Annotated in this window: 24 protein-coding genes and 1 pseudogene; 16 read left to right on the forward strand and 9 right to left on the reverse strand. The window is 72.8% G+C overall.

Features of this window, described 5'->3' with window-relative positions; all coding sequences use genetic code 11:
- Positions 1-12: 12 nt before the first annotated feature.
- From RIU97_RS31660 to RIU97_RS31700, 9 genes and pseudogenes are all read left to right on the forward strand, one after another.
- The gene (locus RIU97_RS31660; RefSeq protein WP_404960973.1) at positions 13-969 is read left to right on the forward strand and encodes a helix-turn-helix transcriptional regulator; all 957 of its coding nucleotides are present in this window, start codon (positions 13-15) and stop codon (positions 967-969) included.
- A 136-nt stretch (positions 970-1105) separates the two neighbouring features.
- Positions 1106-2074 (forward strand): WYL domain-containing protein, encoded by a 969-nt coding sequence (locus tag RIU97_RS31665; RefSeq protein ID WP_327413010.1) that lies wholly within the window; start codon positions 1106-1108, stop codon positions 2072-2074.
- A 14-nt stretch (positions 2075-2088) separates the two neighbouring features.
- Positions 2089-2316, forward strand: coding sequence for a hypothetical protein (locus tag RIU97_RS31670; protein WP_327413009.1), 228 nt, complete (start codon positions 2089-2091; stop codon positions 2314-2316).
- Positions 2317-2342: 26 nt separating this feature from the next.
- Entirely contained in the window at positions 2343-2543 is a 201-nt protein-coding gene (locus RIU97_RS31675; RefSeq protein WP_327413008.1) for a hypothetical protein, read from the forward strand.
- Positions 2544-2711: 168 nt separating this feature from the next.
- Positions 2712-3005: a Sec-independent protein translocase subunit TatA gene (gene tatA, locus RIU97_RS31680; RefSeq protein ID WP_404960974.1), complete on the forward strand. Its 294-nt coding sequence runs from the start codon at positions 2712-2714 to the stop codon at positions 3003-3005.
- Positions 3006-3053: 48 nt separating this feature from the next.
- The gene (tatC, locus tag RIU97_RS31685) at positions 3054-4010 is read left to right on the forward strand and encodes a twin-arginine translocase subunit TatC (protein ID WP_404960975.1); all 957 of its coding nucleotides are present in this window, start codon (positions 3054-3056) and stop codon (positions 4008-4010) included.
- A 15-nt stretch (positions 4011-4025) separates the two neighbouring features.
- A pseudogene (locus tag RIU97_RS31690) lies at positions 4026-4244 on the forward strand (diacylglycerol kinase family protein); the annotation flags it as partial.
- A gap of 55 nt (positions 4245-4299) precedes the next feature.
- Positions 4300-7140: a DEAD/DEAH box helicase gene (locus tag RIU97_RS31695; RefSeq protein ID WP_404960976.1), complete on the forward strand. Its 2841-nt coding sequence runs from the start codon at positions 4300-4302 to the stop codon at positions 7138-7140.
- A gap of 90 nt (positions 7141-7230) precedes the next feature.
- Entirely contained in the window at positions 7231-7893 is a 663-nt protein-coding gene (locus RIU97_RS31700; RefSeq protein ID WP_404960977.1) for a TetR/AcrR family transcriptional regulator, read from the forward strand.
- A gap of 128 nt (positions 7894-8021) precedes the next feature.
- Here RIU97_RS31700 and RIU97_RS31705 read toward each other — a convergent pair whose 3' ends face one another.
- The 4 genes from RIU97_RS31705 to RIU97_RS31720 all read right to left on the reverse strand — a co-directional run bounded on the left by RIU97_RS31705 (position 8022) and on the right by RIU97_RS31720 (position 12776).
- Complete coding sequence (locus tag RIU97_RS31705) at positions 8022-9020, reverse strand: pseudouridine synthase (protein WP_404960978.1); 999 nt, start codon at positions 9018-9020, stop codon at positions 8022-8024.
- Positions 9021-9039: 19 nt separating this feature from the next.
- On the reverse strand, positions 9040-10575 hold the full coding sequence (locus RIU97_RS31710; protein WP_404960979.1) for a serine hydrolase: 1536 nt from the start codon (positions 10573-10575) through the stop codon (positions 9040-9042).
- A gap of 406 nt (positions 10576-10981) precedes the next feature.
- Positions 10982-11821, reverse strand: a complete 840-nt coding sequence (locus RIU97_RS31715) for a siderophore-interacting protein (RefSeq protein WP_404960980.1) — start codon at positions 11819-11821, stop codon at positions 10982-10984.
- A gap of 49 nt (positions 11822-11870) precedes the next feature.
- Positions 11871-12776: a 5'-3' exonuclease H3TH domain-containing protein gene (locus tag RIU97_RS31720; RefSeq protein WP_404963023.1), complete on the reverse strand. Its 906-nt coding sequence runs from the start codon at positions 12774-12776 to the stop codon at positions 11871-11873.
- A gap of 274 nt (positions 12777-13050) precedes the next feature.
- Between RIU97_RS31720 and RIU97_RS31725 the strand changes: the two genes are divergently transcribed.
- Both RIU97_RS31725 and RIU97_RS31730 read left to right on the forward strand, forming a co-directional pair.
- On the forward strand, positions 13051-13599 hold the full coding sequence (locus RIU97_RS31725; protein WP_404963024.1) for a helix-turn-helix domain-containing protein: 549 nt from the start codon (positions 13051-13053) through the stop codon (positions 13597-13599).
- A 4-nt stretch (positions 13600-13603) separates the two neighbouring features.
- Positions 13604-14329, forward strand: a complete 726-nt coding sequence (locus tag RIU97_RS31730; protein ID WP_404960981.1) for a helical backbone metal receptor — start codon at positions 13604-13606, stop codon at positions 14327-14329.
- A gap of 39 nt (positions 14330-14368) precedes the next feature.
- Here the strand turns inward: RIU97_RS31730 and RIU97_RS31735 are convergent, their stop codons facing one another.
- On the reverse strand, positions 14369-15493 hold the full coding sequence (locus RIU97_RS31735) for a TDT family transporter (protein ID WP_404960982.1): 1125 nt from the start codon (positions 15491-15493) through the stop codon (positions 14369-14371).
- A gap of 70 nt (positions 15494-15563) precedes the next feature.
- On the opposite strand from RIU97_RS31735, the gene RIU97_RS31740 reads away from it, so the two are divergent.
- Positions 15564-16487, forward strand: coding sequence for a LysR family transcriptional regulator (locus RIU97_RS31740; RefSeq protein WP_404960983.1), 924 nt, complete (start codon positions 15564-15566; stop codon positions 16485-16487).
- Positions 16488-16617: 130 nt separating this feature from the next.
- On the opposite strand, the gene RIU97_RS31745 is transcribed toward RIU97_RS31740, so the two are convergent.
- The 3 genes from RIU97_RS31745 to RIU97_RS31755 all read right to left on the reverse strand — a co-directional run bounded on the left by RIU97_RS31745 (position 16618) and on the right by RIU97_RS31755 (position 19753).
- Entirely contained in the window at positions 16618-17325 is a 708-nt protein-coding gene (locus RIU97_RS31745) for a gamma-glutamyl-gamma-aminobutyrate hydrolase family protein (protein ID WP_404960984.1), read from the reverse strand.
- A 52-nt stretch (positions 17326-17377) separates the two neighbouring features.
- Positions 17378-18859, reverse strand: a complete 1482-nt coding sequence (gene eat, locus RIU97_RS31750) for an ethanolamine permease (protein WP_404960985.1) — start codon at positions 18857-18859, stop codon at positions 17378-17380.
- 147 nt (positions 18860-19006) lie between these two features.
- Positions 19007-19753 carry an FCD domain-containing protein gene (locus RIU97_RS31755; protein ID WP_319730251.1) on the reverse strand — a complete coding sequence of 249 codons (747 nt, stop codon included), beginning with the start codon at positions 19751-19753 and terminating at the stop codon, positions 19007-19009.
- Positions 19754-19830: 77 nt separating this feature from the next.
- Between RIU97_RS31755 and RIU97_RS31760 the strand changes: the two genes are divergently transcribed.
- From RIU97_RS31760 to RIU97_RS31775, 4 genes are all read left to right on the forward strand, one after another.
- On the forward strand, positions 19831-21195 hold the full coding sequence (locus RIU97_RS31760) for a glutamine synthetase family protein (RefSeq protein WP_404960986.1): 1365 nt from the start codon (positions 19831-19833) through the stop codon (positions 21193-21195).
- Between the two features lie 27 nt (positions 21196-21222).
- Complete coding sequence (locus tag RIU97_RS31765; RefSeq protein WP_404960987.1) at positions 21223-22614, forward strand: aldehyde dehydrogenase family protein; 1392 nt, start codon at positions 21223-21225, stop codon at positions 22612-22614.
- A 5-nt stretch (positions 22615-22619) separates the two neighbouring features.
- A complete protein-coding gene (locus RIU97_RS31770) occupies positions 22620-23414 on the forward strand; it encodes a 3-oxoacyl-ACP reductase (RefSeq protein WP_351302849.1) in 795 nt (264 codons plus the stop codon).
- An 85-nt stretch (positions 23415-23499) separates the two neighbouring features.
- The gene (locus tag RIU97_RS31775) at positions 23500-24783 is read left to right on the forward strand and encodes a haloacid dehalogenase-like hydrolase (protein ID WP_404960988.1); all 1284 of its coding nucleotides are present in this window, start codon (positions 23500-23502) and stop codon (positions 24781-24783) included.
- Here the strand turns inward: RIU97_RS31775 and RIU97_RS31780 are convergent.
- The gene (locus RIU97_RS31780; RefSeq protein WP_404960989.1) at positions 24780-25982 is read right to left on the reverse strand and encodes an amino acid deaminase/aldolase; all 1203 of its coding nucleotides are present in this window, start codon (positions 25980-25982) and stop codon (positions 24780-24782) included. The two genes, RIU97_RS31775 and RIU97_RS31780, sit on opposite strands and share 4 nt — an antisense overlap.
- Between the last annotated feature and the right edge of the window lie 36 nt (positions 25983-26018).

Genomic DNA, 26018 nt, shown 5'->3' on the forward strand with positions numbered 1-26018 from the left:
GGAAGGGCGTCGATGGCGATTGCCAAGGCCGAGCGGCTGATGAATCTGGCGCTGTGTCTGCTGGGGACCCGCCGGCCGCTGAGCAAGCGCGAGTTGCGCGGCTCCATCGAGGCCTACATGGAGGCCGGCAACGACGAGTCCTTCAACCGCATGTTCGAGCGGGACAAGGACGATCTGCGGGAACTCGGCCTGGTCATCGAGACGGTGGAGAACCTGGAGGGCGAGACCGGCTACCTGGCCCGCCGGGACAGCAACCGGCTGCCCCCCGTCTCGCTGGACGCCGAGGAGGCCGCCGCCCTGGGGCTGGCGGCCAAGGTCTGGCAGCAGGCCCGCCTGGCGGGGGCCGCCAGCGGGGCCCTGCAGAAGCTGCGCGCGGGCGGGATGCCCGAGGCGGGCGACCCGTACGAGGGCCAGCACAGTGCCATCGAGCCGCGCATCCCGGTCCACGAGGCGGCCTTCGAGCCGCTGATGCTGGCCTGCCGGGACCGCCGGCCGGTGGTCTTCGACTACCGCAAGTCCACCGCGGCCCGGCCCGAGACCCGGCAGGTGGAGCCCTGGGCGCTGGAGTGCTGGCGCGGTCACTGGTACCTGGCCGGCTACGACCGGGACCGCGGGGCGGAGCGGGTGTTCCGGCTGTCCCGGATCACCGGCAAGGTCCGCTCCCGGGCGGCCAGGTACACGGCGGAGGTTCCCGACGTGGTGACCGTGCGGGAGACCGTGGCGAGCTGGGCCGGGGAGAGCGCGGACCGCTCCGCGCTGATCCGGCTGCGCGCGGGTGCGGGCTACCCGCTGCGGGCCAAGGCCACCGGGGTGCGCGAGGGCGCGGACGGCTGGGACGAGCTGGAAATTCCGTACGGGCACGGGCTGGACGCCTGGCTGGTGGAGTTCGGGCCCGACGTCGTCGTGGTCGGGCCCGCCGATCTGCGGGCCGACGTGGTGGACCGCCTGCGGGCCGTGGCCAAGGCCTGACCCGGTGCGCGGGGGCGGCGCCCGCGTCCGCCGCCGCGCCGTCCGGGCTCCGCCACATCCGAGAGCCCGATCCGAGATCCGCCAGCTTCGAGACCGCCACATTCCAAGACGTGCCCTGAGGGGGAGACGTACCAGCATGGCTGCCAACGCCATCGACCAGACCCGCCGGATGCTGTCCCTGGTGACCTACCTGCGCGAGCGCCCCGGGGCGCACGTCGCCGACGTCGCCCGCGCGTTCGGGATCACCGAGGACGAGCTGATCTCGGACCTCGACGTGCTGCCCATGTGCGGGACCAGCTTCCGGGGCGGGGACCTGCTCGACATCGACACCGACGGGGAGCGCATCTGGTGGCGCAACCCCGACGCCTCGGGGGAGTCCACCGCCGAGCCGCTGCGGCTGGCCGCCGACGAGGCGACCGCGCTGCTGGTCGCCGCGCGGGCCGTGGCGACCCTGCCCGGGCTGCGCGAGAGCGACCGGGAGGCCCTGCTGCGGGCCACCGCCAAGCTGGAGGCGGCCGCGGGCGAGGCGGCCGGGGCCAGCTCCCGGCTGTCGGTGACCTTCGAGTCGGAGGGCGGGGTCTTCGCGGACGTGGACCGGGCCATCGCGGAGCGCCGGCGGCTGTGGCTGCGCTACTACTCGCCCGCGCGCGACGAGCTCACCGAGCGCAAGGTCGACCCGATCCGGCTGTTCGCGGTCGGGCACACGTACATGGAGGGGTGGTGCCACCTCTCCGAGGCCCGGCGCACCTTCCGCCTCGACCGGGTGGCGGAGATCAGGCTGCTGGACGAGCGGGCCGAGCCGCCGGCGATCGAGCCGCGCGATCTGTCCGAGGGACTGGTCCAGCCGGCCGCCGAGGACCCGGAGGTCGTCGTCGAGGTGGGGCCGGGCGGCCGCTGGGTCGCCGAGTACTACCCGCACGACAGCGCGGAGGAGCTGGCCGACGGGGGCCTGCGGATCACGCTGCGCAGCCCGGATCCGGCTTCGCTGCGCCGGCTCGCGCTGCGGCTCGGGCGCGAGGGGCGGATCGTCGCCCCCGCAGAGCTGGCGGAGAGCGCGCGGAGCGCCGCTCGAGAAGCACTCGCGGGGTACGGGGAACAGGTCTGAGGGGAGCGCGGTCGATGTCGCCAACGTCAGGGCCCGTCGCCTTCAAGGCCTCCTGTCCCGACTGCCGGGCTCGCTTCGAGCTGGACGCGGGCGCTCTGCGGCTGGCCATCGGCGGCAGCCGGCGGGCCACCTTCTACTCCTTCACGTGTCCTGAATGCGGTGCCTCCGTGCGTAAACCTGCTGGTGAGCGCATCGTGGAGCTGCTGACGGGCGGTGGCGTGAGCACCCTGCGCAGTATCTGAGGCGGGTGGTGGCCTAGGCTCGGCCCATGCTGTGGCCGATGTTCGCAATTGCCCTGGGCTTCCTCGGAGTCGCCGTGCTCGCCGTACTGGCGGTGCGGGTCTACGCGGAGGTGCGCAGACTTTCCGTGCAGGTCGCGCAGGCCAGCCGCCGGATCACCGATGCCTCGGGCGATCTCGAGCGGGCGGCCGCGGACCTGGCCAGGGCGGGCCGCGACGTGCGACCGTAGCGAATGAGACGGGCGTGTGACCGGGGGATTGACATCCGGCCAGGACGCAAGACGGGGGACGCCGGGGGATTGCCGGGCGTTAACCCCCTGGGGTTACGATCCTCGGTAGAGACAGTCCCAGGCGCCCGTGCCGGTGCGCTGTCAACCTCGGAGAAAAGGAAGATTTCTATGGGCAACCTCAGGGGTTGGGAAATCCTCGTCATCGTCGGCGTCATCATCCTGCTGTTCGGCGCCAAGAAGCTTCCTGACATGGCCCGCTCCCTCGGCAAGTCGGCCCGCATCCTCAAGAGCGAGGCCAAGGCCATGAAGAAGGACGGCGAGGCCGAGGACGCGGCCACCGCCACCACCGTCGCGGACCCGTCCGCGCAGCAGCCCGTCGCCCCGCGCACCATCCAGGCCGCGCCCGGTGACGTCACCAGCTCCCGCCCGGTCAGCGAGACGAACCGCGCCGCCCAGGGCTGACGCACGCCGTAACGCGCCAGTCATCTGCAACGAGACAAGGGACGTGGGTTGCTCAAGTCTGCCCGCAAGCAGGAGAAAGCGGACAAGGACGCCGAAGGGCGGATGCCTCTTGTCGAGCACCTGCGTGAGCTGCGAAACCGTCTGCTGAAGTCGGTCCTGGCGGTCCTGGTGATCACCGTCATCTCGGCCTTCTTCTACCGGGACATCATCAACTTCCTGTTGAAGCCGATGCTGGACTCCGTCGGCTGCAGGAACGGTGTGGTGACCCAGCGCAACGGCCACCCCTGCGCCGACATGACCGTGAACGGTCTCATCTCGGCGTTCTCGATCGCCCTGAAGGTCTCGCTGACGGCCGGTGTGGTGCTGTCCGCGCCGGTGTGGCTGTACCAGCTGTGGGCGTTCGCCGCGCCGGGCCTGCACAGCCACGAGAAGAAGTACGCGCGGAGTTTCGTCGCGGTCGGCGCGCCGCTGTTCGCGGCCGGCGCCGTGCTCGCGTACAAGATCCTTCCGCAGACCGCGACGATCATGCTGGAGTTCACTCCCGATCACGCGCGCAACCTGCTGCCGGTCGACGACTACCTCGACCTGGTCACCCGCATGGTGATCGTGTTCGGCCTGGCCTTCGAGCTGCCGCTGCTGCTGATCCTGCTGAACTTCACGGGCGTGCTCACGGGCAAGCGGCTGGGCGGCTGGTGGCGGGGCATGGTCCTCGGCATCACGGTCTTCGCCGCGTTCGCGACCCCCACGGGTGACCCGCCGACCATGCTCGCGCTGGCGCTGCCCATCGTGGCCCTCTACTTCCTGGCCCTCGGTATCTGTCTCCTCAACGACCGCAGGCGCCGGCGCAACGACCCCGACGCGGGTCTGAGCGACGACGAGGCCTCGGAGCTGGACCTGACCCCGGCGCCGATCGGTGAGCTGGAGTCGGTGTCGGCCCCCGCCGCGCTGCCCGGCCAGGCCGCCGGCGGACGCCAGCGGATCAACGGTTACGACGACGCGACCTGACGTAGATTCCGCCGGGTGGGCTCTGAGATCACCCTCTTCGTCCATCCCACCGCGGGCCGCGGCCGGGGCGCGCACGCCGCGCAGCCGGCCGCTTCCGCGTTGCGGGCGGCCGGCTTCTCCGTACGGACGGTGGTGGGCGCCGACGCCGAGGACGCGCTGGCCCGCCTGACCGCCGCCGTCCGCGAGGGCACCGGCACGGTGACCGCGGTAGGCGTCCCCGGGGCGGTGCGGCTGCTCGCTTAAATGATCGCGACTGTTGTCAGGGGTGGCGGGTAGGCTCGACAGCAAGATGACCGAAGAACTCTCACCCGCCGAGCGGTACGCCGCTGCCCGGATCCGCGCCGCCGAAGAGGCCTCCGCCCTGGCCCCCTTCCGCGAGATGTACGACTTCGATCTGGACCCGTACCAGGTCGAGGCCTGCAAGGCACTGGAGGCCGGCAAGGGCGTCCTCGTCGCCGCCCCGACAGGCTCGGGCAAGACCATCGTCGGCGAGTTCGCCGTGCACCTGGCCCTCCAGCAGGGCCGCAAGTGCTTCTACACGACGCCGATCAAGGCGCTGTCCAACCAGAAGTACGCCGACCTCGTCAAGCGCTACGGCGCCGACAAGGTGGGCCTGCTGACGGGCGACAACAGCGTCAACTCCGAGGCGCCGGTGGTCGTGATGACCACCGAGGTGCTCCGCAACATGCTGTACGCGGGCTCCCAGTCGCTGCTCGGCCTCGGCTACGTCGTGATGGACGAGGTCCACTACCTCTCCGACCGGTTCCGCGGGGCGGTCTGGGAGGAAGTGATCATCCACCTCCCCGAGTCGGTGACCCTGGTGTCCCTCTCGGCCACCGTGTCGAACGCCGAGGAGTTCGGCGACTGGCTGGACACCGTCCGCGGCGACACCGCGGTGATCGTCTCCGAGGAGCGGCCCGTTCCGCTGTGGCAGCACGTCATGGCCGGCCGCCGGATCTACGACCTCTTCGAGGAGGAGTCCGACCACGGCGGCCGCGGCTCCGCGCGCCGGGAGGTCAATCCCGACCTGCTGCGCATGGCGCGCGAGGAGAACAGCCGCACCTACAACCCGAAGGACCGGCGGCGCGGCAAGATGGTCCGCGAGGCCGACCGCGAGCGCGAGCGGCGCTCCCGCGGCCGGATCTGGACCCCCTCCCGCCCCGAGGTCATCGCCCGCCTCGACGGTGACGGGCTGCTGCCCGCCATCAACTTCATCTTCAGCCGGGCCGGCTGCGAGGCCGCGGTCCAGCAGTGCCTGTACGCGGGACTGCGGCTCAACGACGAGTCCGCGCGGCTCAGGGTCCGCGAGATCGTCGAGGCGCGGACCGCCTCCATCCCCACCGAGGACCTGCACGTCCTGGGGTACTACGAGTGGCTCGAAGGGCTGGAGCGGGGCATCGCCGCGCACCACGCGGGCATGCTGCCCACCTTCAAGGAGGTCGTGGAGGAACTGTTCGTCCGCGGTCTGGTGAAGGCCGTCTTCGCCACCGAGACCCTGGCGCTGGGCATCAACATGCCCGCGCGCACGGTGATCCTGGAGAAGCTGGTCAAGTGGAACGGCGAGCAGCACGCCGACATCACCCCCGGCGAGTACACGCAGCTGACCGGCCGGGCCGGGCGGCGCGGCATCGACGTCGAGGGCCACGCGGTGGTGCTGTGGCAGCGGGGCATGGACCCGGCCGGGCTCGCCGGGCTCGCGGGTACCCGTACGTATCCGCTGCGCTCCAGCTTCAAGCCCTCGTACAACATGGCCGTGAACCTGGTCAGCCAGTTCGGGCGGCACCGCTCGCGCGAGCTGCTGGAGACCTCCTTCGCACAGTTCCAGGCCGACCGCTCGGTCGTCGGGATCTCCCGGCAGGTGCAGCGCAACGAGGAGGGCCTGGAGGGCTACCAGGAGGGCATGACCTGCCACCTGGGGAACTTCGAGGAGTACGCGCAGCTGCGCCGCGACCTGAAGGACCGTGAGACGGAGCTGGCCAAGCAGGGCGCCGCCCAGCGCCGGGTGCAGGCGGCCAGTTCGCTGGAGAAGCTCAAGCCGGGCGACATCATCCACGTGCCGACGGGCAAGTTCGCCGGGCTCGCGCTGGTCCTGGATCCGGGCGTGCCGGCCGGGCGGGTCAACGGGCACCGCGGGTACGAGTACGCGGAGGGCCCGCGCCCCCTGGTGCTCACCGCCGAGCGGCAGGTCAAGCGGCTCGCCGCGATCGACTTCCCGGTCCCGGTGGAGGCGCTCGACCGGATGCGGATCCCCAAGACCTTCAACGCGCGCTCGCCGCAGTCCCGTCGGGACCTGGCCTCGCAGCTGCGGAGCAAGGCCGGGCACATCACGCCGGAGCGGCGTGCCCGCGGCCGGGCCGAGGCCGCCGACGACCGTGAGATCGCCCGGCTGCGTTCCGAGCTGCGGGCGCACCCCTGCCACGGGTGTGACGAGCGCGAGGACCACGCCCGCTGGGCGGAGCGCTACCACCGGCTCAAGCGGGACACCCTGCAGCTGGAGCGGCGGATCGAGGGCCGGACGAACACCATCGCCCGCACCTTCGACCGGATCCACGCACTGCTGACCGAGCTGGACTACCTGCGCGAGGACGAGGTCACCGTGCACGGCAAGCGGCTCGCCCGGCTGTACGGGGAGCTCGACCTGCTGGCCTCCGAGTGCCTGCGGGCCAAGGTGTGGGAGGGCCTGAGCCCGGCCGAACTGGCCGCCTGCGTCTCGGCGCTGGTCTTCGAGGCGCGGCAGTCCGACGACGCGGTCGCGCCGAAGGTGCCGGGCGGCGCGGCGAAGGAGGCGCTGGGCGAGATGGTCCGCATCTGGGGCCGGCTCGACGCGCTGGAGGAGGAGCACCGCATCAACCAGGCGGAGGGCGTGGGCCAGCGGGAGCCGGATCTCGGCTTCGCGTGGGCGGCGTACCAGTGGGCCTCCGACAAGAGCCTGGACGAGGTGCTGCGCGAGGCGGAGATGCCGGCCGGTGACTTCGTGCGCTGGTGCAAGCAGGTCATCGACGTGCTCGGACAGGTCGCGGCGGCGGCCCCCTCGGCCTCCGGCGAGAGCGGGAGCACGGTGGCGCGCAACGCCCGCAAGGCCGTGGACGCGCTGCTGCGGGGCGTAGTGGCCTACAGCTCGGTCGGCTAGCCGGTTTTGGGGCTTCCTCCGAGGGCGGGGCTGGCCTGATCTGATCTCTTGCCATGATCGAATCCTCGTGCCCTGTGCGACGATCGATCCATGAGCGGGGGAGCAGACGAGGGCCCGAGACGGGTCGGTCGGCCACGCGCCGACCGGCTGAGACCGGAGAGCGGCCGGCCGCCGCGCGAGGAACTCCTCTGCGCGGCGGCCGAGTTGTTCACCGTCCAGGGGTACGCGGCGACCACCACGCGGGCGGTCGCCGGGCGGGCCGGAATGCGCCAGGCCACGATGTACCACTACTTCGGCGGCAAGGAGGACCTCCTCGCCGAACTGCTGGAGTCCACGGTCGCGCCCTCACTGGTCCTGGCCCGCCGGCTGCTCGCCGAAGACGGCCGGCCGGCCGCGCGGCGGCTGTGGGAGCTGTGCCGCTCCGATGTGCTGCTGCTGTGCGGGGGCCCGTACAACCTGGGGGCGCTCTATCTGCTGCCCGAGGTGGGCGGCGCGCGCTTCGCGCAGTTCCGCCGGATGCGCGCGGAACTCAAGTACGCCTACCGGGTGTTGCTCGGCGGGACCTGCGCCGGCGCCGAACTGGCCGGGGACGGGGCGGGACTCGCGCTCCGCAACGACCTGGTCTTCGGGCTCATCGAGGGTGTCATGCTGATCCACCGGGCCGATCCGGCACGGCCGGTGGGAGCCTTCGCGGAGGCCACCGCCGATGCCGCGCTGCGGATCGCGGGGGTCGGCCTGCCCGGGAGCCGGTGACCCGTCCGGCAGGCCTTCCGGCCGGCCGGCTCGACGACCGGCAGCGCATCTCCGTCACGAGCCCCTGGTCAAGCCCGGCACGGTCGTGTCCGCCGGCGCCGTCCTGACCCGCGCGGTCGTCGAGCGGATCAAGGAGACTCGCGCCGGATCCCGCTGGCCGGCTCGGTACCGGCCTCCCAGCCGGAGCGGTCGTGCCAGGCCTGGAGGGTGCGGCCGGTCTCGAACCGGTGGACGGCCCCGGTGACCGGGTCGGTGAACTCCAGGACCCGCGCCAGGAGCTGCAGCGGCCTGCGGTAGTCGTCCGGGGCCGGGTCGGTGACCCGCGGATACACCGGGTCGCCGAGGATGGGCAGGCCCAGGCCGTTCATGTGCACCCGCAGCTGGTGGGTGCGGCCGGTGTGCGGGGTCAGCCGGTAGCGGCCCAGGTCCCCCCGGGTGCCGGTCAGTTCGATCAGGCTCTCGGCGTTGGGCTCGGCGCCGGGCACCTCGGTCGCCGCGATCACCCCGCGGGCCTTCTCGATGCGGCTGCGGACCGTGCGCGGGAGGGTGGCGGCGAGCGCGGGGTCGTGGAGTGCGAGGGCCTCGTACTCCTTGTGGACCTCGCGCCGCTGGAAGAGCAGCTGGTACGCGCCGCGGTCCTCGGGCCGGATGCTGAACATCACCAGCCCCGCCGTCAGCCGGTCCAGCCGGTGCGCCGGGCTGAGCGCGGGCAGGTCCAGCTCCTCGCGGAGCCGGGCCAGAGCGGTCTCGGTGATGTGGCTGCCGCGCGGGGTGGTCGCCAGGAAGTGCGGCTTGTCCACGACCAGCAGGTGCGGGTCCCGGTGGACGACGCGGACCGCGAAGGGCACCCGCGGCTCGGGCTCCATGTCCCGGTGGAACCACAGGTAGCCGCCCGGCTCGTACGGGTCCCGCGCGTGCAGGATGCGCCCGCCGGGGCCGAGCACCCGGCCGGCGGCCAGCAGGCGCGCGATGGAATCGGCGCCTCGGGTGCCGGCGTAGCGGGCGGTGAGGTAGGCGCCGAGGTCCGGCCAGATCCCGTCCGGGTCGGGCGGCAGCCGCAGCCGGACCGGGTCGATGCCGGCCCGCTGGGGGAGGGGCGAGGGGGGTGGCTGGGCTCTGCGTCTCATCGGGGGACAGGCTATGCGGCTACTGCTGGGTGAAGGTGCCCAGGTGGTTGACGTCGAGGTATTCGACGCGGAGCGTGCCGTCGGCGAAGGTCACCCCGGTGCGGCCGACCGCGTTCTCGCCCGTGGTCTCGAAGCTGAAGGTGTCCCCGTCGTAGTGGGTCAGCGGGAAGCGCAGCGGCTTCGGGCCGAGGGCCAGGGTGAGCGCGCCGGTGTCGTCGGCGGTCACGGTCGCCTTGCCGTAGTAGGGGTTGTCGTAGGTGCCGGTGTACGCGGCGCTGTCCCGGGCGGGCTTCGCGCCGGCGGGCGGGTGGGCGTAGTCGGTGGTGGAGCGGCCCGGGTCCTCGAGCGCCTGCGCGTAGGCGGACGCGGCCAGGGCGAGCCAGTCGGTGCTGACCTTGCCGTGCTCGGCGAAGTCGAAGAAGTCCAGGGCCACGGCGTCGGGGAGGCCGACCGGGGCGCCGTTGGTCAGGACGACGATGCCGAGCTTCTCCAGGGGGAGCATCGTCACGTTGGTGTTGGCACCGAGTTCGAAGGCGCCGGAGTGGCTCAGGCGCAGGCGGCCGGCGCTGTCGTAGCTGACGTTCCAGCCGAGCCCGTAGAAGCTGGTGGTGCCGACCGCGTTGGCCGGCTGCGACACGATCTCGGGCAGGTGGGTGCGGGCGAGGGTGTCGGCGGGGACGATCCGCTTCCCGTCGAGGGTGCCGCCGGCCAGCTGCAGCCGCAGCCAGCGGGCCATGTCGGTGGCGGTGGAGCTGACACCGCCGGCCGGAGCCTGCGCGTCCGGGTCGCGGACGTAGCGGGGGCTCCAGGTGCCGTCCGGGTTCTTGACGTGGGTGGAGGCGTGGTCGGGGGAGTTGACGAAGGCGGAGAACTCGGTGCTCGTACGGGTCATGCCGGCGGGCTTGAAGAGGGTGTCCGCGCTGAGCTTCTGCCAGCTGCTCCCCTTGGCGCGGGCCACGGCCTCGGCGGCCGCGGTGAAACCGAAGTTGGTGTAGGCGTAGCTCGCGCGGAAGGGGGCGAGGGCTTCGAGACGCAGGTGGTCGAGGATGTACGCCTGGTCGTAGCCGAGGTCTTCGAGGAGGTCGCCGGCGTGGTCGGGCAGGCCGCTGCGGTGCGAGAACAGGTCGGTGGTGGTGACGTGGTCGGTCACCCAGGGGTCCTTGAGGGAGAACCCGGGGAGGGTGGTGCGGCTGTCCCACTCGTCGGGGCCGGTGAGGGCGCCGGCCACGACCGTGGAGGAGACGGGCTTGGAGAGGGACGCGATCTGGAAGACGGTGTCGGGGGAGACCTCGGCGCTCTCGCCGGTTCTGCGCAGCCCGTAGCCCTTGATGTGGACGACCTTGTCGTCGTGGACGACGGCCACGGACACGCCGGGGACGCCGGTGCGGCGCATCATGTCCGTGACGGTGCGGTCGAGGCGGGCGACGGCCTTGTCGACTGCGTCGTCGCTGATCAGGGGCCGGGGTGGGGGAGGCGGGCTGGGCGCGCCCGTTGCCGCCGCGGCGGTGAGGAGGGTCGCGGCGGCGGCTGCCCCTAGTGCGCGGAGCGTACGCATGCCGCCATTGTCCTGCCGGACGGGTGGGGGCGCGCGGGGTGGCTCCCGCCGGGCGGCTCCCGCCGGGGGGTGCGGGTGCGTGGCCGCGAGTGCGTGCGCAGGTGCGGCGCCGCTGCTGGGGCTCCGCCCCGGACCCCGCGCCTCAAGCGCCGGCGGGGCTGAAAGGGGCGGCCGGGCCGGAAGATCGGGGCTCCGCCCCGGAGCCCGCGCCTCAAGCGCCGGCGGGGCTGAAAGGTGCGGCGGGGCCGGAAGATCGGGGCTCCGCCCCGGAGCCCGCGCCTCAAGCGCCGGCGGGGCTGAGGCGCGGCCGGGCTGAAAGGTGCGGCCGGGCCGGAAGATCGGGGCTCCGCCCCCGGCCCCGCGCTTCAAGCGCCGGCGGGGCTGGGGGGTGCTGGTGGGAGGAAGGTTACGCCGCTGCGGCGTGGTCCTGTTCGGCTTCGATCGTGGCGTTCCAGTCGCGCTTGATCGCGCGCCAGCCCTCGTCCGTTTCGCCCAGGCGCCAGTAGCCCGAGATCGAGAGGCGTTCGCGGGGGATGCCGCGTTCCAGGCGGAGGTGGCGGCGGAGGTCCTTGACGAAGCCGGCCTCGCCGTGGACGAAGGCGTGGACGTCCGTGGAGGGGAACTCCAGGGCGGTGACCGCCTCCACCAGGGCCTCGCCGATCGGGCGGCCGGCGCGGTGCAGCCAGACCGGGACGACGCCGTCCGGGGTGGCGACCTTCAGCTCGTCCTCCGGGCCCTCGATCTCCACGAAGGCGTGGACCCGCGCGCCCACCGGCATCCGCTCCATCGCCGCGGCGATCGCCGGCAGTGCGCTCTCGTCGCCGACCAGCAGGTGCCAGGCGGCGGTCGGGTCCGGGGCGTAGGCGCCGCCGGGGCCGAGGAAGTGCACGCGCTCGCCCGGCTGCGCCCGCGCCGCCCAGGGGCCGGCCACGCCCTCGTCGCCGTGGACGACGAAGTCGAGGGTCAGCTCCAGGTGCGCCTGGTCCCAGCTCCGGACGGTGTACGCGCGCTGGCGCGGCCACTGCGCCCGCGGGAAGTGCGCGCGGATCTCCTCGAGGTCCCAGGGATCGGGATAGACGACGCCTGCCGGGGGAAACAGGATCTTGACGTAGTGGTCGGTGTACCCGCCCGCGCCGAATTCGGCCAGGCCCTCACCGCCCAGCACGAGCCGCACCATGTGCGGCGAGAGCCGCTCGGTGCGTACGACGACGGCGGTGCCGACGGTGCGGGCGCGTCCTTCTGCCACGGTGTCTCCCCTGACTCCCCTGAAACTTAGCCTTACCTAAGTTAGCACCTCAGTGGAGCAGCGCACTGCTCAGGCGGGAGACTGCTCCACCGAGACCCCACCGATGGGCTAGCGCCTCGACGAGTTCGGGCTGCGCGGGGGCCGCCGGAAGGGCCGGATCGAACGGCGGCAGCGGCACGTCCGAAGCCACCTGGACCACCTTCGGGGCCACGGCCAGATACGGCCGGGACTCGTCCAGCCGCTTGCGCTGAGTGGGGGTCAGCTTCGACTTCGGGTCGTCGACCGCGGCGATGATCCCGGCCAGGCTGCCGTACGCGTCGAGGAGCTTCGCCGCCGTCTTCTCGCCGATGCCGGGGACGCCCGGCAGGCCGTCGCTCGGGTCCCCGCGCAGCAGTGCCAGGTCCGCGTAGCCGGTGCCGTCGACCCCGTACTTCTCGCGCAGCCAGGCCTCGTCGGTCACCTGGAGGCTGCCGACGCCCTTCAGGGGGTACAGGACCCGGCGCCGGCGGGCGTCGTCCACCAGCTGGTAGAGGTCGCGGTCGCCCGTGACGATGTCCACCGGGCCACTAGCGCGGGCCGTTAGCGTGCCGATCACGTCGTCCGCCTCGTACCCGGCGACGCCCACCCGGGCGATGCCGAAGGCGTCCAGCGCGGCCTCGATGATGGGGACCTGGGGGGCGAGGGTGTCCGGGGTCTCCTCGACGTCGGGTCCGCTCTCGGTCTCCTCGGCGACCCGGTGGGCCTTGTACGAGGGGATCAGTTCCACCCGCCAGTGCGGGCGCCAGTCGGCGTCCATGCACGCCACCAGATCGTCCGGGCGGTGGTCCTGCACGAGCCGGCCAATGAAGTCGAGCAGGCCGCGCACGGCGTTGACCGGGGTGCCGTCGGGGGCCTTCACGGAGTCCGGCACACCGAAATAGGCGCGGTAGTAGAGGGAGGCGGTGTCCAGGAGCATCAGGCGTCGTGTCGTCACGGAGACGATGATGCCGCAACGCCCCGGCACGGACCGTGAGCGGTCGGGTACGGGAAGGCCCGTGCACGCGAAACCGGGGGCGGTTGCTGCGTAAGGTGCTTACAGCACACCGATGTGCGACAGACATGGGGAGGGCAGCCCCGACATGAACGACAGGGACGGCACCGACGGCACCGACGGTACGGACGGCCTGCGCGACAAGCTGACCGACAGGGACGAGAAGAGCAAGGACAAGGACGGCAAGGAGCCGCTGCGGGTGGGAGTCGCCGTGCGCAAGCGGCGCCGCGCGCTGCACCTCACGCTGGCCGCCGTGTCGGCGCGCAGCGGCCTGTCGGTGCCCTTCCTCAGCCAGATAGAGAACGAGCGGGCCCGGCCCAGCATGCGGTCCCTGGAGCGGGTCGCGGACGCGCTCGAGACCACGGCCGTCGAACTGCTGGCCGCGTCCGACACCGCGCGCACGGTGGACCTCGTACGGGCCGGCGACGAGTCCGGGCTGGGCCCGGTCCACGGCGTACGGCCCCTCGTGCGCGGGCACCACCAGCTGCACGCGCTGGAGTTCACCGGGGACCAGGACGCCGGCCGCGAGTACCAGCACCGCAACGACGAGCTCATGTACGTGGTCGAGGGCGCCTGCCAGGTGGAGGCGGAAGGCCGGGCCTACCGGCTGGAGAGCGGCGACGCCCTGTTCCTGTCGGGCGGCGTGCGCCACCGCTGGCGGGCCGTCACCGAGGACACCCGGATCCTGGTGGTCGCGGTGGGCGAGCACATCCACGCCACCTCCGAGCCGCCTTCGCCCGGGCACTGAGCCGGTGCGCGTCGTCTCGCTGGTGCCCTCGCTGACGGAGGCGGTGGCCGTGAGCGCCCCCGGCCTGCTGGCCGGGGTCACGGACTGGTGCACGCACCCCGCGGACCTGGGGGGCGCGGTGCGGATCGGGGGCACGAAGAACCCCGACGTACGGAGGATCGCGGAGCTGCGCCCCGACCTGGTGATCGCCAACGAGGAGGAGAACCGGGCCCCGGACCTCGCGGCGCTGCGGGCGGCCGGGCTGGAGGTGCTGGTCACCGAGGTACGGGACCTTCCGCAGGCGCTGCGGGAGCTGGACCGGGTGCTGGTGGGGGCGCTGGGGCTGACGAGGCCGGGGTGGCTGGCGGACGCGGAGCGCGCCTGGGCCCGGGTGGAACCGGTCGGCGCGCTCACCGCTTTCGTGCCGATCTGGCGGCGGCCGTGGATGGTGCTGGGCCGGGACACCTTCGCGGGGGACCTGCTGGCGCGGCTCGGGGTCCGCAACGTGTACGCCGGGCACCCGGAGCGGTATCCCCGGGTGCCGGTGGAGGAACTGGCGGCCAGTGGCTGCGATCTGGTGGTGCTCCCCGACGAGCCGTACCGCTTCACGGCCGAGGACGGCCCGGAGGCCTTCCCCGGCCTGCCGGCCGCCCTCGTCGACGGCCGGCACCTGACCTGGTACGGACCCTCGCTGGCCACGGCGCCGGCGGTACTGGCGCGGGCCCTGCGGAGGGCTGGGCGCAGAGCTTAGGCCTCTCTTTCGGGTCAGGCAAGATCCGAAAGAGACGGCCTAGCGGGGGGCGGCGAGCAGGCGGCCGGTGAACAGGCCGCGCAGGGTGTGGGCGGCGGCCAGGAGCCAGGCGGTCAGCAGGGCGAGGAACAGCGCGGTGGCGAGCCAGGCGAAGGCGGTCAGGCCCGTGTGGTGGGCCAGGCCGGCGGCGCCGGTGACGCAGGTGCCGACGGGGAAGGTCAGGGCCCACCAGGTCATGGCGAAGCCCATGCCGTTCCGGGCGGCGCGGACCAGCATGGCCGTGGCGAGGGCCAGCCACAGCAGCGCGAACCCCATCACGGGGACCCCGTAGACCACGGCGAAGGCCGACAGCGCGCCGGCGTAGGGGGCGCCGATCGACTGGTGGGCGACGTCGGCGAGCTGGTTCACGGCGGTGGTGGACTGGCCGAGGGGGCCGAGGACCAGGAAGAGGGTGGGGGTCAGGGCCAGGGGCAGGGGCCCGCCGACGATCAGCCGGCCGAAGATCAGGGGGAGCATCAGCAGGGTGGCCAGCAGGCTGATGCCGAACATGGCGTAGCAGGCGAGCAGCAGGGCCTCGCGGGGCTGGCCGGCGGGCAGGTGGGGGACCAGCAGGGGGCCGAGGGCCGCGGAGACCATCGGGGCGACCAGGGGGAGCAGCCAGACGGGAGTGGCCTGGCGGGGCTCGACCTCGTGGCGCACCACCATCAGGTAGGGCACGGCCACGGCCATGACCAGGCCTGCCGCGGTACCGGCGGTGAAGAGGACGGCGTCCACGGCGACGGCCGCGCCGGTCCCGATGAGGTCCTTGCCGACGATGAGGGTGCCGCCGCCGACGGCCAGCAGTGCCATCGAGAGACAGCCGTAGAAGGGGGCGACGGCGGGGTCGAGGAGGTGGGCGCGGGCCTGGTCGCGGTGGTGGATCCAGTGGCCGGCGCGGGCGGTGAGCAGGACGGCGAGGACGGCGGCGGACAGCGCCCAGAGGAGCTGGCAGGCCACGCGCTGCCCGGGCAGCTGGTACGGGAGGGTCGCGCCGGCGTTGGCGATGATCGCCGTGCCCATGACGGACGCGTACCAGTTGGGGCCGAGGTGCCGGAGCGCGGGAGCCTTGTGGGCGGCGGGCAGCCGGGAGATCGTGGTGCGGGGTCGCACGAGGGTGGTGGCCATGGGTCCAGCCTCGCGACGGGGCGGACGGGGCGGCAGAGGCCATCCCTCTATGAGGTCATAAACTGATGTTATGGGTAATGAGGAGTGGGTTCCGCTGGCGCACCGGGTGCCGGACCTGGGCGCGCTGGAACTGCTGCTCGCGGTCGCGCGGGTCGGCAGCCTGAGCGGCGCGGCCCGGCGGCTGGGCATCACCCAGCCCGCGGCGAGCAGCCGGATCCGGTCGATGGAGACGCGGCTCGGCGTGGCCCTGGTGGACCGTTCGCCGCGCGGGTCGACGCTGACGGCCGAGGGCGCGCTGGTCACGGACTGGGCCCGGCGGGTGGTGGAGGCGGCGGAGGCCTTCGACGCGGGCGCGCAGGCCCTGCGGGGCCGACGGGACTCGCGGCTGCGGGTGGCGGCCAGCATGACGATCGCGGAGTACCTGCTGCCGGGGTGGCTGATCGCGCTGCGCGGGGAGCGGCCGGACACGGCGGTGTCGCTGCACGCCGGGAACTCGGCGGTCGTCGCCGAACGGGTCCTCATGCACGAGGCCGACCTCGGCTTCGTGGAGGGGCTGACGGTGCCGGACGGGCTGGACTCGGCGGTGATCGCACAGGACCGGCTGGTGGTCGCGGTGGCGCCGGGGCACGCGTGGGCACGGCGCACGCGGGGGGTCGAGGCGGCGGAACTGGCGGCGATGCCGCTGATCCTGCGGGAGCGGGGCTCGGGGACGCGGCAGGTGCTGGACGCTGCGCTGGCCGGGTGCGGGGGGCTGGCGGCGCCGCTGCTGGAACTGGCCTCGACCACCGCGGTGAAGGCGGCGGCGCTGAGCGGTGCGGGGCCGTGTGTCCTGTCGGAGCTGGCGGTGGGGGACGAGCTGGCGTCGCGGCGGCTGGTGGAGGTGCCGGTGTCGGGCGCGGGGCTCGGCCGGGCCCTGCGCGCCGTCTGGCCGTCCGGCTCCCGCCCGGCCGGCCCGGCGCGCGACCTGCTGTCGCTGACCCGCCGCCTGTCCTAGCCGGGGGCCGCGCGGCCTGGCGGGGCCGAGAAGATCTGGGGCTCCGCCCCAGACCCCCCTCCTCAAATGCCGGAGGGACTGGATCTGGCCGATGCCGTCCGCCCGGCGGGGCTGGAGTGCCGCGCAGCCATTATGGGACCGGGACCGCCGCGCGGGCATGGGCGGCGGAGATCAGCGACTCCATCACCCGGGTGTCCTTGTCCCGCTCCGGGTGCCACTGGACGCCCAGGATCCACCGCTCCGGGTCGGGGACCTCGATCGCCTCCACCGTGCCGTCCAGCGCGTGGGCCGAGACGACCAGGCCGCGGCCCAGGCGGTCGACGGCCTGGTGGTGGTAGGTCGGGACCTGCGCCTCCTCCGGGACCAGCTCCGCGTACCGGGTGCCCGCGACCGGGCGGACCGGGTGCCAGGAGGTGCCGCCCGGTGCGTCGACGTGGCCGTCGATGTGCTGGATCAGGGTGCCGCCCAGGGCCACGTTCAGCGCCTGCATGCCCCGGCAGATGCCGAGTACGGGGGTGTCGGACTCGAGTGCGGCGGCGATCAGGGCCAGTTCCCAGTGATCGCGGACCGTCGCGGGGGCACCCGTACGGGGGTCGCGTGCGGCCCCGTAGTGGAACGGGTCCACGTCCGGGCCGCCCGCGACCACCAGGCCGTCCACCCGGCTCAGCACCTCCGCCGCCGACCCGGGTTCGTCCGGCGGGAGCAGCACGGCCGCGCCGCCCGCCGCCTGGACGAGTTCGTAGTACCCGGTCGGTACGAGGGACGTCGGGAGGTCCCACACGCCGTAGCGGGTGGACTCCTCGACGTAGGTGGTGATGCCGATGAGCGGCCTGGGCACGTTCTCTACCTCCATCAAGGGCAAGGGCAAGGGCAAGTGCAGCAACAGGGTGTCAGTCGCGGGTCAGTTCCGCCTCGGCTTCCGCCAGCGCCGCGAACTCCTCCTCGGGCGCCGAGGCCACGAGGTGGTGCCGACTGTAGAACGCGAAGTAGGCGAGGGCGACGGCGTACACGGCCAGGGCGATGAATGCCGCGTCCTTGTCCACCAGGAAGGTGGCGACCAGGGCCGACAGGGCGAGTACGAAGGCCACCGAGGAGGTCAGGATCCCGCCGGGGGTGCGGTACGGGCGCTCCAGGTCGGGCTCCCGGCGGCGCAGCACGATGTGCGAGAGGGCCATCAGGGCGTAGGAGATGGTGGCGCCGAACACCGCGATGTTCAGCATGCGCGCGCCGTTCCCGGTGGCGGCGGCCAGGGCGAAGCCGATCGCGCCGGGGATGACGAGACCCAGGTACGGGGCCTTGCGCTTCGAGGTGAGCGAGAGGAAGCGGGGCAGGTAGCCGGCCCGGGAGAGGGCGAAGAGCTGGCGCGAGCCCGCGTAGATGAGGGAGAAGAAGGAGGCCACGAGGCCGGCGAGGCCCGCGTAGTTCACGAAGCGGCTGAGCGCGGTCGGGCCGTCGTCCCCCTCCAGGGCGACGACCAGCGGGTTGCCGGCCGCCTTGACGGCGTCGGCGCCCTGGGCGCCGGTGGCGGCGAAGAAGGTGATCAGCGCCAGCAGGGCGAGGATGCCCATGGAGATGGCCAGGGCCTTGGGCATCGAGCGGACCGGGTCCTTGGCCTCTTCGGCCGCCAGCGGTACGCCTTCCACGCCGAGGAAGAACCACATGCCGAAGGGGAAGGCGGCCCAGATGCCGAGGACGCCGAGCGGCAGCCAGGAGTTCGAGCCGAAGGCCTCCGGGTCCACGGGGATGTCGTTGAGGCCGTCGGCGCTGAACTCGGTGAAGGCGCCCACGGCGAAGATGAGCAGCGCGGCGACGGCGATCGCGGTCACGACGAGGCTGAAGCGGAGGGCTTCGCCCACGCCCCAGAGGTGGACGCCGATGAAGACGACGAAGCAGCCGAGGTAGACCGGCCAGCTGGAGGTCAGGCCGAAGAGGCCGAGGGATTCGACGTAGTCGCCGATGAAGATGACGATCGCGGCCGGGGCCAGGATGTACTCGATGAGGATGGCGGTGCCGGTGAGGAAGCCGCCCCAGGGGCCCAGCGCGCGGCGGGCGAAACCGTAGCCGCCGCCCGCTGTCGGCAGGATGGTGGAGAGCTCCGCGAGGGAGAAGACCAGGCAGGCGTACATCGCGCCCATGAGGACGGTGGCGATGGCGAGGCCGCCGAAGCCGCCCTTGTCGAGGCCGACGTTCCAGCCGGAGAAGTCGCCGGAGACGACGTAGGCGACGCCGAGACCGGTCAGGAGCAGCCAGCCGGCGCTGCCCCGGCGCAGTGTGCGGCGCTCCAGGTAGTCGTCCGTGCCTGCGCCGCCGCCCTCGGCGGACTTGGTGGGTGCGGGTACGGCTGTCAGCCGTGCCTCGATGTCGTCGGCCATCGTGCGCTCCTGCCTCAGGGCAATGGTTGTGGGGCGTACCTTTGCTCTAGTGGAGTGGGGAGCGCAAGACCTCTGCGTTAAACAGAAGTTACGAAAACCTCCCGGGCCCCGCTCCGGTTCCGTTTCCCGGCCCCGTTCCGGTTCCGCTCAGGCCAGGAAGCCCCGCAGCAGCGCAGCCGTGCCGCAGCAGTGCTCGCGCATGGTCTCGCGCGCCCCGGGCGCGTCCCGCGCCAGGACCGACTCCACCAGCGCGGTGTGCTGCTGCTGCGAGTGCTCCAGGTTGCGCACGAGCAGCGGGATGCAGTCCAGCAGGTCGTTGACGGTGGCGCGGACGGCCGCGTACTGGGCCGTGAGGGTGGCGGATCCGGCGAGCTCGCACAGGGTCAGGTGGAAGAGGGTGTCCTGGCGGCGGTAGTCGGCGAGCGGGGCGTCGTGCGTGGCCCCCAGTGCGGCGAGCAGCCGTTCGGCGCCCTCCTCGGTCAGCCCCTGGGAGGCGCACAGCCCGGCCGCCCCCACCTCCAGCACCTCGCGGAAGCGCAGCGCGTCCTCGATGTCCACCCCCGCGACGCGCCGGCGGAGCTCCTCCTCGGCGCCGCCCGCCGGGGTGTCGGGGCGGGGCAGCACGAACGTTCCGCCGTACCGTCCGCGCCGGGCCTCCACCAGGCCCTGGTCCTGGAGGACCTTCAGCACCTCGCGCAGGGTGACCCGGCTGATTCCCATCCGCTCGGCCAGTTCGCGCTCGGGCGGAAGCCGTTCGCCGCCCGGCACCAGACCCAGCCGGACCACCTGGAGGATCTGCTCCAGCGCCTCCTCGAAGCCGTTGCCCGCCCGCACCTGCCGCAGTACGGGATTCAGCCGCGCGATCGCGTCGCCTTCACTCGCCGTATCGGTCATCTCGGCTCCTCCCCTTCCCAAGCAATGGTTCTATTCAATACCTTAGGCGCACTCGGCTCACCGAAGGAGAGATTCCCGTGGTAGACCGCACGCCGCCGCTCGCGCCCGAGGAGCTCCGCTCCCTCGTCGCCAGCGGCGAGATCGACACAGTGGTCCTGGCCTTCCCCGACATGCAGGGGCGGCTCCAGGGCAAGCGGTTCGCCGCACAGTTCTTCCTCGACGAGGTCCTCGAGCACGGCACCGAGGGCTGCAACTACCTTCTCGCCGTCGACACCGACATGAACACCGTCGACGGGTACGAGATGTCTTCCTGGGACCGGGGCTACGGCGACTTCGCCATGCACCCCGATCTCGCCACCCTGCGCCGCATCCCCTGGAACCCCGGCAGCGCCTTCCTCATCGCCGACCTCGCCTGGAACGACGGCTCGCCCGTCGTCGCCGCGCCCCGGCAGATCCTGCGCCGCCAGCTGGAGCGCCTCGCCGAGCACGGGTACACGGCGATGGTCGGCACCGAGCTGGAGTTCATGGTCTTCCAGGACACCTACGAGCAGGCCTGGAACGCCAACTACCGCGGCCTGACCCCCGCCAACCAGTACAACATCGACTACTCCGTCCTCGGGACCGGCCGCGTCGAACCCCTGCTGCGCCGCATCCGCAACGAGATGCAGGCCGCGGGACTGATCGTCGAGTCGGCCAAGGGGGAGTGCAACCTCGGCCAGCACGAGATCGCCTTCCGCTACGACGAGGCGCTGACCACCTGCGACCAGCACTCCGTCTACAAGACCGGGGCGAAGGAGATCGCTTCCCAGGAAGGCGTCTCGCTGACCTTCATGGCGAAGTTCGACGAGCGCGAGGGCAACTCCTGTCACATCCACCTCTCGCTCGCTGATACCGACGGACGCAACGCGATGGCCGGGGACGGACCAGGCGGAATGTCACCGGTGATGCGGCACTTCCTGGCCGGCCAGCTGGCCGCGCTGCGCGACTTCTCCCTTCTCTACGCCCCCAACATCAATTCGTACAAGCGTTTCCGGCCGGGATCCTTCGCGCCGACCGCCGTCGCCTGGGGCGTGGACAACCGGACCTGCGCGCTCCGGGTCGTCGGCCACGGCCGCTCCATGCGCTTCGAGAACCGCCTCCCCGGCGGCGACGTCAACCCGTACCTCGCCGTCTCCGGCCTGGTCGCGGCCGGGCTCTACGGCATCGAGAACCGGCTGGAGCTGCCCGAGGCGTGCGGCGGCAACGCCTACACGGCCGACTACGCGCACGTGCCCGCCACCCTGCGCGAGGCCGCGGAGCTCTGGGAGAACAGCGAGATCGCCAAGGCGGCCTTCGGCCCCGAAGTGGTCGCCCACTACCGGAACATGGCCCGCGTGGAACTCGACGCGTACGACTCCGCGGTGACCGACTGGGAGCTGCGCCGCTCCTTCGAACGCCTGTAACCCGCCCCGCCGAACCACCGAAAGTCTGTGAGGCAACACGTGTCCGATGAGCTGGCCCCACTCAATCTGCGAGTGCTGAATCCGGCCACCGAGGAAACCGTCGCCATCGTCCCGGCCGCCACACGGGACGATGTCGACGCCGCCGTCGCCCGGGCCGCCACGGCCCAGCGCGCCTGGGCGGCCGCCGCCCCCGCCGACCGGGCCCGGCTGCTGCGCCGCTTCGCCGCGGTCGTCGACGGCCACATCGAGGAACTGGCCCGGCTGGAGGTCCGCGAAGCCGGCCACACCATCGGCAACGCCCGCTGGGAAGCCGGCAACGTACGCGACCTCCTCGACTTCGCCGCCGGGGGAGTGGAACGGCTCTCCGGCCGCCAGATCCCCGTCGCCGGCGGCATCGACGTCACCTTCCTCGAACCCCTCGGCGTCATCGGCGTGATCGCCCCCTGGAACTTCCCCATGCCGATCGCCGCCTGGGGCCTGGCCCCGGCCCTCGCCGCCGGCAACGCCGTCATCCTCAAGCCCGCCGAGACCACCCCGCTGACCGCGCTGCGCCTGGCCGAACTCGCCCTCGAAGCCGGGATCCCCGAGCACCTCTTCCAGGTGCTCCCCGGCCACGGGGCGGTCGCGGGCGACGCGCTCGTCGAACACCCCGGCGTCGCCAAGATCGTCTTCACCGGCTCCACCCGCGTCGGCAAGCAGATCATGGCCAAGTGCGCCGACCGGGTGAAGCGCGTCACCCTCGAACTCGGCGGCAAGAGCCCCAACATCGTCTTCGCCGACGCGGACCTGGAGGCCGCCGCGGCCGCCGCGCCGATGTCCTTCCTCGACAACACCGGCCAGGACTGCTGCGCCCGCACCCGGATCCTCGTACAGCGCTCCGTCTACGACCGCTTCCTGGAGCTCGTCGCCCCCGGCATCGCCGCGGTGTCCGTCGGCGACCCGCTCGACGAGAAGACGCAGATGGGCCCGCTGATCTCGCGGACCCAGCTGGACCGCGTACGGTCCTTCGTCACCGACGACCTCACCGCGATCCGCGGCACCGCCCCCGAGGGCCCCGGCTTCTGGTACCCGCCGACCCTCGTCACGGACGTCGCCCCCACCGCGCCCGTGGCCGCCGAGGAGGTCTTCGGCCCGGTCGCCGTCGTCCTGCCCTTCGAGGACGAGGAGGACGCCGTACGCCTGGCCAACGCGACCGAGTACGGGCTCTCCGGCTCCCTCTGGACCCGCGACATCGGCCGCGCCCTGCGCGTCTCGCGCGCCGTCGCCGCGGGGAACCTGTCCGTCAACTCCCACAGCAGCGTCCGCTACTGGACCCCCTTCGGCGGCTACAAGCAGTCCGGCCTCGGCCGCGAGCTCGGACCCGACGCCCTCACCGCTTTCACCGAGACCAAGAACGTCTTCATCAGCACGGAGGCCTGAAGAACATGACCAGCCAGACCCCTGAAGAGATCGTCTGCCGCCGCCTGGTCGGCCGTACCGCCGTCATCACCGGAGCCGGCAGCGGCATCGGCCTCGCCACCGCCCGCCGCCTCGCGTCCGAGGGCGCCAGCATCGTCTGCGGCGACATCGACGAGACGGCCGGCAAGGCCGCCGCCGAGGAGGTCGGCGGGACCTACGTGAAGGTCGACGTCACCGACAAGGAGCAGGTCGACGCCCTGTTCAAGACGGCCTTCGACACCTACGGCTCCGTCGACATCGCCTTCAACAACGCGGGCATCTCGCCGCCGGACGACGACTCCATCCTCACCACGGAGCTCGACGCCTGGCGGCGCGTCCAGGACGTCAACCTCACCTCCGTCTACCTGTGCTGCAAGGCCGCCCTGCCCTACATGCAGCGCCAGGGCCGCGGCTCCATCATCAACACCGCCTCCTTCGTGGCCATCATGGGCGCCGCCACCTCCCAGATCTCCTACACCGCCTCCAAGGGCGGCGTGCTGGCCATGTCCCGCGAGCTCGGCGTGCAGTTCGCCCGCGAGGGCATCCGCGTCAACGCCCTGTGCCCGGGGCCGGTCAACACACCGCTGCTCCAGGAGCTGTTCGCGAAGGACCCCGAGCGCGCCGCCCGCCGCCTCGTGCACATCCCGCTGGGCCGCTTCGCCGAGCCCACCGAGATCGCCGCCGCCGTCGCCTTCCTCGCCAGCGACGACTCCTCCTTCATCAACGCCACCGACTTCCTCGTCGACGGCGGCATCTCCGGCGCGTACGTCACCCCGCTGTAGACCATCCCGCCGCAGCCCCCGTTCCGAGCCGGCCGGGCGCCGCGAGGCGCCCGGCCGTTCCGTGCCCGAAACCCCGAGGAGCAGCATGCGCAGAAACAGAACCGCCACCCTCGCCCTCGTGGCGGCCGCCGGCTCCGGACTCCTGCTGGCCCCGCCCGCCGAGGCGGACCAGAGCCACTGCCGCCCGGTGACGGTCGGTTCCGGCTGGTACGGGGACAACCAGGCCCGCCTCCAGCAGCTGATCGACCGGTACGGCGGCTGCAACCCGTACCGTCCCCGCCGCACCAGGCCCGTCGCCGTCTTCGACTGGGACAACACCGTCGTCAAGAACGACGTCGGCGACGCCACCATGTTCTGGCTGCTGCGCAACGGGAAGATCCGCCGCCCCGCCGACTGGGCCGCCACCAGCCGCCACCTGACCCCCGCCGGGGCCAGGGCCCTCGCCGACGCCTGCGACGCACTCGCCCGCCCCGGCGCCCCGCTGCCCACCGGGACCCCCGCGGGAGCCGGCTGCGCGGACGAGATCAACGCCGTCTACGGGACCGCCGCCACCCGCACCGGAGCCGCCGCCTTCGCCGGCTGGGACCGCCGCACCACCGAACCCTCGTACGCCTGGCTGCCCCAGCTGATGCAGGGCTGGACCGCCCGCGAGATCCGCGGCTTCGCCGCCGCCGCCCGCGCCGAGAACCTCGCCGCGCCCGTCGGCGCCGCGCAGCGGGTCGGCAGCGGCACCGCCACCGGCTGGGTGCGCTACTACGACCAGCAGAAGGACCTGATCGGCGCGCTGCAGAAGTCCGGCTTCGACGTCTGGATCAGCTCGGCCTCGCCCCAGCCGGTCGTCGAGGTGTGGGCCGAGGGCGCCGGCATCGACGCGGACCACGTGATCGGCATCCGCAACACCACCACCCACGGCAGGAAGTTCACCTCCCACCTGCAGGGCTGCGGATCCGTCCGGGACGGCGCCGACACGATGATCACCTATATCGACGGCAAGCGCTGCTGGATCAACAAGGAGGTCTTCGGCGTGCGCGGAGCGGCCGCCGAGAAGGTCCAGCCCGCCGCCCGCCGCCAGGTGTTCGCCGCCGGCGACTCCGACACCGACATCTCCTTCCTGCGCGACGCCACCGCCCTGCGGCTCGTCGTCAACCGCAACAAGAACGAGCTGATGTGCCGGGCGTACGACAACAGCGACGGCCGCTGGATCGTCAACCCCATGTTCATCGAGCCCAAGCCGCAGAAGACCGGCCCCTACCCGTGCGCGACGACGGGCCACGTCGGCCACGACGGCACCAAGGGACCGGTCCTGCGCGGCGACACCAGCGTCATCCCGGACCAGACGGACTCCGTCTTCCAGGCCCCGGTCCGCTAGAGGAAGGTGCGGCCCTCACCCCGGTAGGTCGGGGCGGTGGCCGTCACCCGGTCGCCCTCTATCAGGTGCAGCGTGTCGAAGCGCTCGCACAGCTCGCCCGCCTTCGCGTGCCGGAACCAGACCCGGTCGCCGATCAGCAGATCGTCGGCCGGGCCGCCCAGCAGCGGGGTCTGCACCTCACCGGCCCCCTCCTGGGGGTCGTAGCGCAGCCCCTGCGGCAGGTACGGAGCCGGCAGCCGGTCGGCGCCGGCCGCACCCGAGGCCGGGTAGCCGCCCCCGAGCACCGTCACCACGCCCACACCGGGCCTGCGCACCACCGGCTGGGCGAACAGCGCCGCCGGACGCCCTTTGAAGGAGGTGTAGTTGTCGAAGAGCCGCGGCAGGTACAGCCCCGACCCGGCTGCCACCTCCGTCACCGCGTCCTCGGCGGCGGTCTGCTGCACGCTGCCCGTCCCGCCCCCGTTGACGAACTCCAGGTCCGGTACGACGGCCCGCACGGCCCGCACCACCTCGGCCCTCCGCGCCGCGAGCTCCCTGCGGGCCGCGCCCTGCATCAGCCGGATGGCCCGGGAGCGCAGCGGGCGGCCGGCCAGCGCGTCCCCGACCCCGGCGACGTGGCCCTCGTACGCCATCAGGCCCACCACCCGGAACCCCGGCCGGGCGGCGACCGTACGGGCCAGCGCGGCCAGCTCCGCGGGCTCGCGCAGCGGGGACCGGCGGGCCCCGACCCGTACCCGGCCGCCGAACAGCTGCAGGGCGGTGTCCAGTTCCAGGCAGACGCGGATCTCCTCGGCGCCCCCGTCACGGGCCCCGTCCATCAGCTCCAGCTGCGCGGGATCGTCCACCATCACCGTGACCGCACCGGCCAGCTTGGCGTCGTTCGCCAGCTCGCCGAAGCCGGCCCGGTCGGCGGAGGGATACGCGAGGAGCACGTCCTCGAACCCGGACCGGGCCAGCCACAGGGACTCGGCCAGGGTGTACGACATGATCCCGGCGAACCCGGGCCGGGCCAGCACGCGTTCGAGCAGCGCGCGGCAGCGGACCGACTTGCTCGCGACCCGGACCGGCTTCCCGCCGGCCCGGCGCACGAGGTCGTCGGCATTGGCGTCGAACGCTTCGAGGTCCACGAGAGCCAGCGGCGCGTCCAGGTGCGCGGTCGCCCGGTCGTACCGGGCGCGGTCGGCGGCGGGGGAGTTCATGGGCGGCAGCTTGCCAGAGGTCTCTACCGGTGGGTA

Origin of the sequence: Streptomyces sp. 147326 (genome assembly GCF_045000215.1) — a bacterium.
In the GTDB taxonomy this organism is placed as follows: domain Bacteria; phylum Actinomycetota; class Actinomycetes; order Streptomycetales; family Streptomycetaceae; genus Streptomyces.